The organism is Marinobacterium maritimum (assembly GCF_039523155.1).
Lineage (GTDB): Bacteria > Pseudomonadota > Gammaproteobacteria > Pseudomonadales > Balneatricaceae > Marinobacterium > Marinobacterium maritimum.
In genome coordinates this window covers 1,280,507-1,291,199 of record NZ_BAAAET010000001.1, presented here as the reverse complement: position 1 = coordinate 1,291,199, position 10,693 = coordinate 1,280,507, and the positions used below count along the sequence as shown (strand labels likewise).

Sequence of the window (10,693 nt, the reverse complement as noted above, 5' to 3'; positions counted from 1 at the left end):
CCCTTCCAAAGAGCTCGGAAGGTCGTATCAAGAGCCAGCGTTTTGGGCGAATAGCTCAGTTGGGAGAGCATCTGCCTTACAAGCAGAGGGTCGGGGGTTCGAACCCCTCTTCGCCCACCAAGACGCGGAGTGGTAGTTCAGTTGGTTAGAATACCTGCCTGTCACGCAGGGGGTCGCGGGTTCGAGTCCCGTCCGTTCCGCCACTACTAAGAGATGAAAGGCTAGAATACCTACCTGTTCAGCTCTCATGGTTTCAAGGGTCGCTCAGACCCGAAGACAAGTCCCGAAAATATACCCTCTTCTGAGAGAAGAAAGATTAAACAGTCTTTCTGTTGGCTTTCGCTGTATTCGAAGTGATCCTCATCTCTGCTTTATTCTGATTTCACTATTTCTTGAATGATGTTCTGGTTGTGTGGTCCTCAAGGAAGCTTTTATCCCTTGCGGACTGGTGTTAAAGCCTTTGAGTGTTGATCTTCATCTTACTCTTCAAGCATCCTTGGGTATAAAGTGCCTGCAGGCCGGTGCGATTACGCAGTCATAATGTAAAATCGACCTATTTGCCGGGCTTTGTTGATGTCCTGTTCCTCCCTTTCTTCCCTGGTTTCAGAAGTTGCCCTTGAGGCGATCCCGAGTCGGCTTTTTGAATGCTATGGCCTTCGCCTGTCCGTATTGCGTCTCGATCATATCCATCCTCTGGTCAGTGGTAACAAGTGGTTCAAGTTAATGCCGGCGCTTGAACAGGCTCAAAAGCGGGGGGAGACTCTGCTGAGCTTTGGTGGTGCCTGGTCAAACCATCTCCATGCATTGGCTTATGCCGGTTACCGGTTGGGAATTAAAACGATCGGGATTGTGCGTGGTGAGTCGGAGTATGCGGCAAATGCCATGCTTAGCGATGCGGCGGGTTGGGGGATGGAGTTGCATTTCGTCACGCGCGAAGAATATCGCCGTCGTCATGAAGTCCAATATCAGCAGTCATTGCAGAGCTGCTATGGTCGTGTGCGAGTTATTCCTGAGGGGGGCAGCAATGCGGCTGCCGTCAGAAGTGTCGGTGCTATCTGGGGCTTGCCGGCACTGATCGGGGGAGATTTTGACTATCTGGTCACGGCGGTTGGTACTGGCGGTACACTTGCGGGTCTGATCGCGGGGCGACCGGCAGGGAAGCATGTGATAGGTGTGCCTGTGCTCAAGTATGACCAAAGACTGGTGGGTGATATTGAGAGCTTGCTGGAATCAGTTGGTTTCTGTGACGCCGGGGGCTGGTCTTTGTTACCCGGTGGGCATCAGGGAGGGTATGCGCGGTTGACGCCTGAGCTGGCACGCACGCTGCTGGAAGTTGAAAGGCGGTTTGAATTGCCTTTGGATCCGGTATACACGGGAAAGGCATTTATGGCGATGATACGCAGGGTGATGCAAGGTGGAATTCCTGCTGGTAGTCATGTAATTCTGTTGCATACAGGTGGTCTTCAGGGGCGTAGAGGGATGGCGTCACGGTTGGCGGCGCTGGCACCTGATTTTGTTGGGCCACTGGCTCTATAATATTGATAATCAAAAAATACTCAGACTGGAGTGTGTGGCTAGGCATGGATAACTTTCGAAATGTCGGTTTGATCGGTCGGCTTGGCAGTAAGGCTGTGATCGACACCCTGAAGGAATTGATCCGTTTTCTGGATGATCGGGGTGTAAACGTGATTCTGGATCAGACCATTGCTGAAGTGATGCCTGGCCATGGGCAGCAGGTCTGCAAGCAGAAGATGATGGGTGAGATCTGTGATCTGGCAATCGTCGTAGGAGGGGATGGTAGCTTGCTGGGGGCTGCGCGCTCGCTGGCCCAGAGCAAGATTCCGGTGTTGGGCATTAATCGCGGCAACCTGGGCTTCCTCACCGACCTGCCGCCGCATGAGTTTGAGGAGCAGCTGACGCAGGTGCTGTCCGGCCGCTATACCGTGGATACCCGTTTTCTGCTGGATGTCGAAATCAAGCGTAACGGTGAGCCGATCGGCGAGATGGTAGCCCTCAATGACTGTGTGCTGCATCCCGGTAAGGCGACGCGGATGATCCAGTTTGAGCTGTATATCGAGGGTCAGTTTGTCTATACCCAGAAATCGGATGGCTTGATTGTATCGACGCCGACAGGCTCAACGGCTTATGCCTTGTCCGGTGGCGGACCGATCATGCATCCCAAGCTGGACGCGCTTGTGCTGGTGCCGATGTTTCCGCACACGTTATCGAGTCGTCCGATTGTCGTTGATGGTAACAGCGAATTGAAGCTGGTGATCAGTGAGGATAACAAAACCTATCCTTCAATTTCCTGTGATGGTCAGATCAACCAGAGTCTGGCGCCGGGGGATAGCGTGACCATTCGTAAGAAGTCGCACAAGCTGAAGTTGCTGCACCCGCTGAACTATGACTTCTACCGTACCTGTCGCGAGAAGCTGGGCTGGGGTACCAAACTGGGCGAGCAGGAGTGAGATGTGAACTGCCAAGGATATGATCTGATCGGAGATGTACACGGTTGCGCGCTTAGCCTGCGCATGCTGCTGGCACGTCTGGGTTATCGTCAGGTCAATGGGGTTTACCGCCATCCGCAGCGGAAGGTGATTTTCATCGGCGATATCATCGATCGGGGGCCTCATATTCGCGAGGCGTTGCAATTGGTGCGCGATATGGTGGATGCGGGGCATGCGCATATTGTCATGGGTAACCATGAGTACAACTATCTCTGCTACATGACGCCACATCCGGATAAGCCCAATGAGTATTTGCGTGCTCATACCGCCCGACATCAGCGCATTCTGCAGCAGACGCTGGAACAGCTTGCCCCCTATTCCGGGGAGCAGCAGGATTACCTGGAATGGTTTCAGCAACTCCCTCTGTTCATTGAGTTCGAGCGCTTTCGTGTGGTGCATGCCTGCTGGCATCAGGGGCTGATTGATCGCTTCCGTCAGCAGTATGACGGCAACCAGATCGATCGCGAATTTCTTTATCGCTCAGCGATCGAAGATTGTTTCGAGTGGGAGTTGATGGACCGTCTGTTGCGTGGTACGCATCTTCGGCTGCCCAACAACGAAGTGATGGTAAGCAAAGATGGTTTTCGGCGTCACTTCTTCCGTACCAAGTTCTGGATGCCCGATCCGCAGTACCTGGTTGATGTGGTGTTCCAGCCGGACCCCTTGCCGGCTCATCTGGCGAGACTGCCGCTGACAGCGGCTCAGCGTGAGGATCTTATCTGTTACGGATCTGATGAGAAGTTGCTGTTTATTGGTCACTACTGGCGTCAGGGGACTCCTGAGCCCGTAACATCCAATATCGCTTGTCTTGATTACAGTGCAGTTAAATACGGCAAGCTGGTGGCATACCGGTTGGATGATGAGACCCGGATCATGCCCGAGAAGTTTGTTTGGGTGGATGTGGCGCGGGAAGTGCACTTGGCCAATGCTGAGGTCGGTGCCTCATGATTCCGATTCTGGAAGTGCCGCTGAATGAGGATCTGGCAGAGTTCACAGCATTTCTCTGGCAGCACTCAATCCCACATCGGGTGGTTGAGGTAGAAGAGCGCCAGGTGTTGTGGGTTGCAGAAAGTCACGATCCCGCACGTTTGCAGGAGCTGTACCGTTTTTGGCGCAACGGGGGGGATCTGGCAAGGGTGCAGGTACAGCAGTCGCGCCGGCGTAGCTTGATACGGCCAATCGTCTGGACCGAGTTACCGGTAACGCTGGGGTTGATTGTGCTCAGTTTTGCGTTCACTTTCATCATCGGCTTCGGTACCGACCTGACACGCATGGCCTGGTTCAGTTTTACGCCGTTTGAAGTCAAGGGCGATACCATGCTGCACGCGTTGCTGGGGCATACGCTGATGTCTGGCGAGATCTGGCGGCTGGTGACACCCATTTTCATGCACTTCAGTCTGCTGCATATTCTGTTCAATCTGCTTTGGGTATGGATCGTCGGGACGCGGATGGAGCCCACGCAGGGCAGTCGTTCCTTGCTTGGTCTGGTGTTGTTCAGCGCGATTGCATCCAACCTGGCGCAGTATCTTATCAGTGGCCCCATGTTTGGTGGCATGTCCGGGGTGGTATTCGCCTTGCTCAGTTACAGCTGGCTTTGGGATCGTCAAGGGGCAAGCCCTCGTATCGGGTTGCCGCCGGCGCTGATGGGCATGATGGTGCTTTGGCTGGTGTTGGGGTATACCGGAATTCTGGAAGGCGCGGGCCTGGGTGCCATTGCGAATACGGCTCATCTGGTTGGACTGTTGGCGGGGCTGTGCTGGGTACCCTTCGGACGACTGCTGAGCAGGCAATCAGGCTAGGGCCTGTGCTAGAATCGAGACCAGTAGATCGAGAGAGTTGTAGTAATGACATTTGACAAGATGATTGAAACGATGACCCCTGAGGTCTATCAGTCACTGCGTCGTGCCGTTGAGTTGGGCAAATGGCCAAACGGCGAGCGTTTGACGCAGGAGCAGCGTGAAACCAGTCTGCGTGCGGTTATCGCTTATGAGCACAAGCACCAGGTATCTGAAGAGCAACGCGTCGGCTACATTGATCGTACTCGCCCGGACGGTAAGCAGCATGGAAGCGACCCACTGCAGCCGCAGGTATTGAAGATTCTGACTGATGGCTGAGACGAATACCGGCCTGTGCGGCCAGCTTCGCAAAATGCACACCCGCCTTGAGTCTCCCGTTGCCTATCAGTTGCCCTTGGGTGAGACCCTCGTAGACTTGAATGAGCATTTGGGGCGGCCGATCAAGCTGACTTTTACCGGCGAGATCAATTGCCTGCATTGTGGTCGCAAGACCAAAAAGAGCTTCAGTCAGGGCTATTGCTACCCTTGCTTTACCCGTTTGCCCCAGTGTGACAGCTGTATCGTCAAGCCGGAGAAGTGCCATTTCCATGAAGGTACCTGTCGAGATCCTGCCTGGGGGGAGCGTCACTGTTTTCAGCCCCATGTGGTTTACCTGGCTAATTCGTCAGGCGTGAAGGTGGGTATTACCCGTGGTGAGCAGGTGCCCACTCGCTGGATTGACCAGGGCGCGATTCAGGCGTTGCCTATTCTTGAAGTGGACAACCGCCTGCACTCTGGTTTGATCGAGCAGATCATAGCGGCACATGTCAGTGACAAGACCAACTGGCGTACCATGCTCAAGGGGCAGGTTGAACCGATCGACCTGCTTGCCGAGCGGGATCGCCTGCTGGAGCTTTGTGCGTTGCAGCTTAATGCCCTTCGTGACCAGTATGGCCAGGACGCGATTCGTGCTCTGGACGCCAATATTGTCGATATTGAATATCCGGTACTGGCTTATCCGGCCAAGGTGGCCACGCATAATTTTGACAAGAACCCCGAAGTGGCAGGTGTTCTGCAGGGTATCAAGGGGCAATATCTGATTCTGGATACCGGCGTGATCAATATTCGCAAATTTGCGGCCTATAACGTGCAGCTAAGTTTCTAACCAGGAGTTGTAATGTCATCCAAGCAGCATGAAACCATCTATCTGGAAGACTACCAGCCGCCTGCCTGGCTGATCAGTCATACCGAGCTGCGCTTTGAGCTGGAAGAAGAGCAGACCCTGGTGCGAGCACAGCTCAGAATACAGGCTAACCCCGCAGTTGCGGACAAGCGCAAGCCGCTGGAACTGTTCGGTGACGAGGGGATGGAGCTCTCTCGGTTGTGCATCGATGGCCAGATTCTTGAAGCCAGTGACTATCAGCGTGAGGCCGGTTGCCTGCGGATCAATAACGTGCCGGAAAGCTTTACCCTGGAATGTGTCACACGCCTGCTGCCGCATGAAAATACGGCCCTCGAGGGGCTGTATAAGTCCGATGGCATGTTTTGTACCCAGTGTGAGGCAGAAGGTTTCCGTCGTATTACATTCTTCCCGGATCGCCCGGATGTGATGTCAATCTTCCGCACCACACTGGTGGCTGATAAGGCCCGTTACCCAGTGTTGCTGTCCAACGGCAATCCGGTGGACACTGGTGAGGATGGTGAGGGTCGGCACTGGGTCACCTGGGACGATCCCTGGCCGAAGCCGAGCTACCTCTTTGCACTGGTGGCGGGCGACCTTGCACTGCTGGAAGACCACTACACCACGACCTCTGGTCGCGAGGTGGCACTGAGGATCTACGCCGAGCGCAAGGATCTGGACAAGCTCGACTATGCCATGCAGTCGCTGAAAAACGCCATGCGCTGGGACGAAGAGGTTTACGGGCGTGAGTACGACCTCGACATCTACATGATCGTCGCCGTCGACTTCTTCAATATGGGAGCGATGGAGAATAAAGGTCTCAACATCTTCAATACTTCCTGTGTGCTGGCACATCCAAGAACCACGACCGATCAGGGCTTTCAGCGTGTGGAAGGCGTGGTTGCGCATGAGTATTTCCACAACTGGTCGGGTAACCGAGTAACCTGTCGCGACTGGTTCCAGCTGAGTTTGAAGGAAGGTTTTACCGTTTTTCGTGATGCCGAGTTCTCGGCTGATATGAACTCGCGCACGGTGAAGCGGATCGAAGATGTCACTCTGCTGCGCACGGCGCAGTTTGCAGAAGATGCCGGCCCGATGGCACATCCGGTGCGACCGGAATCCTATATGGAAATTTCCAACTTCTATACCCTGACCGTGTATGAGAAGGGTGCAGAGGTGGTGCGCATGCTGCACACTCTGTTGGGCGCGGAGCTGTTCCGCAAGGGCAGTGACCTCTATTTCGAGCGCCATGATGGTCAGGCGGTGACAACCGATGATTTTGTGGCGGCGATGGAGCAGGTATCTGGGCGGGATCTGAGCCAGTTCAAGCGTTGGTACTCACAGGCGGGTACGCCTCGTCTTCAGGTGCATGATGATTATGATCCGCAGAGTGGCGAGTATTGCCTGACTGTTCGTCAGAGCTGTCCACCGTCGCCGGGGCAGGATCACAAACAGCCCTACCAGTTGCCGCTGTCCGTTGGTTTGCTGGCTGAAGATGGTACAGAGCTCTATACCGGCATGCTGGAACTGACCGAGGAGGAGCAGCAGTTCCGCTTCGATAATATCGCACGTCGGCCGGTGCCTTCTTTGCTGCGTGGTTTCTCGGCGCCGGTGAAGCTGGAATATGACTACACTGACGAACAGCTGTTGATGCTGTTGCGCCACGACAGTGACGGCTTCAACCGCTGGGATGCCGGGCAGCGCTTGTGCATTCGTCTGTTGCAGGAGCAGATGCTCCGTTACCGCGACGGGCTGGCAATGAGCTGTTCTGAAGCGCTGGTTATTGCCTGGCGTCAGCTGCTTACGGATGAGTCTCTGGACCCGGCGATGGTGGCTCAGTGTCTGCGTCTGCCCTCTGAGGCTCAACTGGGTGAACTGGCTGAGCGAATCGATGTCACAGCGATTCATGAAGCCCGTGAATTCATGCGTAAGGCGCTGGCACAGGCCTTGGAGCAGGAGTGGTTGCAGGCCTACCAGCGTTGCGATACCGGTGACGACTACACGGCAGATGCCGAAGCAATCGGTCGCCGCAGCCTCAAGAACCTGGCGTTGTCCTATCTGATGGCAGCTGGGCGCGAGCCTTGGCTCGAGTTGGCACGTCAGCAGTATGAGCAGAGCGATAATATGACCGATCAGCTGGCAGCACTGACGCTGGTGGCTCACTCGGAGTTCAGGGAAACGGCTGACGAGTTGCTGCAGGCGTTTTACCAGCAGTGGCAGCACGAGTCGCTGGTGATGAATCAGTGGTTGGCGGTACAGGCCTCTGACCCGACAGAAGGGGCGCTGCAGCGTGTTAATTCGCTGGCTCAGCACCCGGTTTTTGATGCCCGTAACCCGAACAAGTTGCGCTCGCTGATCGGTGCCTTTTGTGGCCAGAACCTGGCCTCTTTCCATGCCGAGGATGGCTCAGGCTATGTATGGCTGGCGGATTGGATTCTGACCCTGGATCGCCAGAACCCGCAGGTGGCCTCCCGCTTGCTGACACCGCTGACGCGCTGGAAACGTTACGATCAGGGGCGCGCGGCACAGATGCAGGCCCAGCTTCAACGAATGATGGATACCGCCGAGCTTTCGGCTGATGTATATGAGGTAGTGAGCAAAAGCCTCGTGTAAGAGCCGTCATTGGCTCGATTGTTAATGATCACCGGGCTGCATCAGCAGCCCTATAACTACTAGCTGTGAAGGATACGCAGATGGAACCCTATTTTGATTCGAGTGATAAGTTCGATCTTCAGCAGAACTACCGTCGTTACCTGAAGTTTAATGACCAGAACCAGTCGGCTAATGAGGTGCTCAAGGATGCGCGCGCCAGCCGAGTCTGGGTTGCCGGGATTGTGCTGATGGTGTTTGCCTTGGCGTCTGAATTTTTCCTTGGTGTTGCGGCCGGCCTTTTCGGTCTCTATTTTTATCGAATTCTGGCAGCCTGGTTGCGTGTCAGCAAGGCAGAAGAAGGTCTGGAAGAAACCGCACGCTGGTTTGCCGGCAAGGGACTCAAGTTCGAAGGGCGTATTCTCTATCCGCGTACGGACGACCAGCTGGAACGCCCGCTGGATCCGTTCAATGAAGCCTTGTATCGCTGATTCGGGCACGTGCCATGCAGCGTGAATATCGACGTTTGAGCCGCCGTACGCAAAACCTTTTGTCACTGCCGGAAGGTTTAAACGTCGATTACAAGCGCGAGGTTCAGGCGGTCAAGAGTTCGGATCTGGTCGCCTTTGCCAATACCCCTCAAGGTGGAACCCTGCTGATTGGTATCGATGAATACACCGCGGACAATGGTGTACAACGAGGCCGGGTAGTTGGCTGTGACGTGGATGACAACGCCCGTCTGATGCTGGTCAACAAGTCCACCGGCTGTATTCCCAACGTTGAGATCCAGATATTTACCGAAAATCTGGCTGCTTCCAAACCGATCTTCAGGGTCGAGATTCCCTCCGGGCAGCACAAGCCCTATTGCACCCAGCGCGGTGAGTATGCGGTTCGAACCGATGGCCGCAACCGTGCCCTCCTGCCGGAAGAGTTGCTTGCAATCTTCATGGAGCGCGAAGGCGAGCAGTTTCTGTCCCGCTTTCGTGATGCGGTGTATCAGTTGGAGAACCAGCTCGGTACTGTCAGTCATGCGCTCAGCGAAGGGATGCTGGGTGTCAGTGAACGCCTCCATGAACTGGATCATCAGCTGCAGCGCACACTGGGTCGAATCGAACAGCTTACCGACAGTAACAAGAAACGCTCTCGTAACCTGATGCAGGCTCTGCGCCAAAGTCAGGCCGGTATCGTTCAGCTGGAGAACAGTATCGCGCCGGTCATCAATGATCAGGGCCAGCACCTGCTGCAGGATATCGAGCACAAACTCGGCATGCTGCTTGATCTATTGGATAGTGACGGCGGTAATGGTGGTCAAAACCACTGAGATGCTCTTCCGGCTTGGCTTGATGCGCGTCAAGAAGAGCTAAACAGAGTCGTCTATAGTGAAGTGAAACTACCGGGTCCGGAGATAAGCGTTATGAATATTCTGTCAGAATTGCATCAGGATCACATCAATTTGAGCCGATTGCTCGAAATGCTGGACCGCAAGGTCGAACGTCTGAGAGAGGGCAATCATCCAGACTTTTCCCTGATGGCTGAAGTAATCAGCTACGTAGGCAGCTATGCGGACCAGCACCACCATCCTCGTGAAGATAAGATGTACGCCTTTTTCCAGGGACGCGATTCTAGCCTGGATCAGGCACTCGAGCATTGTGAGGAAGAGCACAAGCAACTGAAACACCTGTCGACCCATCTGGAAGAATCAATCGATGGCATCCTCAACGATGTGGTAATGCCAATGGATAAATTCACCGATCAGCTTGATGAATTTGTACAGGCAGAGAAGCGCCACCTGAACTTCGAGGAGGAGACAATTTTTCCACTCCTGCGCAGCATCGCCAGCGAAGCGGACTGGCAACAGCTGGCTGACCAGCTGCCGCAGTCCGAAGACCCTCTTTTTGGAGAGAAGCAGGCCGATGAGTACCGCTCACTTTACAAGGCGCTGATGGAGGACATGAACCGGTCGGAATCAGCTGGCTGAGACTGACTGCAACGCCATGTAGCGCTGTACCGTATCCACCACTGCCTGGGTTTGTGGGTCTACTTCGAGATTGACGCAGTCGCCCACCTCAAGCAGTCCGAATGTGGTCTGTCTGACGGTTTCGGGTATCAGCGAGATGCTGAAGCTGTCTTGCTCGACTTCGGCCAGCGTCAGGCTACAGCCGTTGAGGCCGACAAAACCTTTAGGCAGCAGGTAGGGTGCAGCTTCGGCCGGCGTCGCAAAACGGATCTTGCGATTATCGCCCTCACGGCTGACCTCGATGATGTCTGCACGGCAGAGAATATGCCCGGACATCAAGTGTCCGCCAATCTCGTCGCCGATTCGTGCGGCACGCTCGAAGTTTACCCTGTCGCCCACGGCTAGTTGGCCCAGATTGGTCAGTTGCAGGCTGGTATCGATAACATCAAAACAGACATGACTACCGTTGAATTCGGTGATGGTCAGGCAGGTGCCGTTGATGGCGATGCTGGCGCCCAGCGCCAGGTTATCCGCTTGGGCTGGCGGCAGTTCCAGCGCCAGTTTCATGATGCCGCCGTTGCGTTCGCAGCCGGTTACCTGTGCCATGCCCTGAACAATACCCGTAAACATACTGTGCTAACCTCTAATTGCGCGATCCGAATCCTGAATTCAGGCGTAATCTTAC

Annotated in this window: 11 protein-coding genes and 2 tRNA genes; 12 read left to right on the top strand and 1 reads right to left on the bottom strand. The window is 54.8% G+C overall.

What is annotated here, in order from left to right:
• Positions 1–44 precede the first annotated feature (44 nt).
• From ABD013_RS05910 to ABD013_RS05855, 12 genes are all read left to right on the top strand, one after another.
• Positions 45–120, top strand: a tRNA-Val gene (locus tag ABD013_RS05910).
• Positions 121–126: 6 nt separating this feature from the next.
• A tRNA-Asp gene (locus tag ABD013_RS05905) sits at positions 127–203 on the top strand.
• Positions 204–573: 370 nt separating this feature from the next.
• Positions 574–1,536: a 1-aminocyclopropane-1-carboxylate deaminase/D-cysteine desulfhydrase gene (locus ABD013_RS05900; protein WP_343803611.1), complete on the top strand. Its 963-nt coding sequence runs from the start codon at positions 574–576 to the stop codon at positions 1,534–1,536.
• A 44-nt stretch (positions 1,537–1,580) separates the two neighbouring features.
• Positions 1,581–2,468, top strand: coding sequence for an NAD(+) kinase (locus ABD013_RS05895; protein ID WP_343803608.1), 888 nt, complete (start codon positions 1,581–1,583; stop codon positions 2,466–2,468).
• Positions 2,469–2,471: 3 nt separating this feature from the next.
• Positions 2,472–3,455, top strand: a complete 984-nt coding sequence (locus tag ABD013_RS05890) for a metallophosphoesterase (RefSeq protein WP_343803606.1) — start codon at positions 2,472–2,474, stop codon at positions 3,453–3,455.
• The gene (locus ABD013_RS05885) at positions 3,452–4,306 is read left to right on the top strand and encodes a rhomboid family intramembrane serine protease (protein WP_343803603.1); all 855 of its coding nucleotides are present in this window, start codon (positions 3,452–3,454) and stop codon (positions 4,304–4,306) included. Before ABD013_RS05890 ends, ABD013_RS05885 begins: the two co-directional genes overlap by 4 nt.
• Positions 4,307–4,351: 45 nt before the next feature.
• Positions 4,352–4,621, top strand: coding sequence for a YeaC family protein (locus ABD013_RS05880; protein ID WP_343803600.1), 270 nt, complete (start codon positions 4,352–4,354; stop codon positions 4,619–4,621).
• Positions 4,614–5,447 carry a DUF2797 domain-containing protein gene (locus tag ABD013_RS05875; RefSeq protein ID WP_343803597.1) on the top strand — a complete coding sequence of 278 codons (834 nt, stop codon included), beginning with the start codon at positions 4,614–4,616 and terminating at the stop codon, positions 5,445–5,447. The genes ABD013_RS05880 and ABD013_RS05875 overlap by 8 nt, the downstream gene beginning before the upstream one ends.
• Positions 5,448–5,459: 12 nt before the next feature.
• A complete protein-coding gene (pepN, locus tag ABD013_RS05870) occupies positions 5,460–8,075 on the top strand; it encodes an aminopeptidase N (RefSeq protein ID WP_343803594.1) in 2,616 nt (871 codons plus the stop codon).
• A gap of 80 nt (positions 8,076–8,155) precedes the next feature.
• Positions 8,156–8,542, top strand: coding sequence for a hypothetical protein (locus ABD013_RS05865; protein WP_343803592.1), 387 nt, complete (start codon positions 8,156–8,158; stop codon positions 8,540–8,542).
• Between the two features lie 14 nt (positions 8,543–8,556).
• Positions 8,557–9,372 carry an AlbA family DNA-binding domain-containing protein gene (locus ABD013_RS05860; protein ID WP_343803589.1) on the top strand — a complete coding sequence of 272 codons (816 nt, stop codon included), beginning with the start codon at positions 8,557–8,559 and terminating at the stop codon, positions 9,370–9,372.
• Positions 9,373–9,465: 93 nt separating this feature from the next.
• Complete coding sequence (locus ABD013_RS05855; RefSeq protein WP_343803586.1) at positions 9,466–10,029, top strand: hemerythrin domain-containing protein; 564 nt, start codon at positions 9,466–9,468, stop codon at positions 10,027–10,029.
• Here the strand turns inward: ABD013_RS05855 and ABD013_RS05850 are convergent.
• Positions 10,018–10,638, bottom strand: a complete 621-nt coding sequence (locus ABD013_RS05850) for a riboflavin synthase subunit alpha (RefSeq protein WP_343803583.1) — start codon at positions 10,636–10,638, stop codon at positions 10,018–10,020. The genes ABD013_RS05855 and ABD013_RS05850 overlap by 12 nt on opposite strands.
• Positions 10,639–10,693 lie beyond the last annotated feature (55 nt).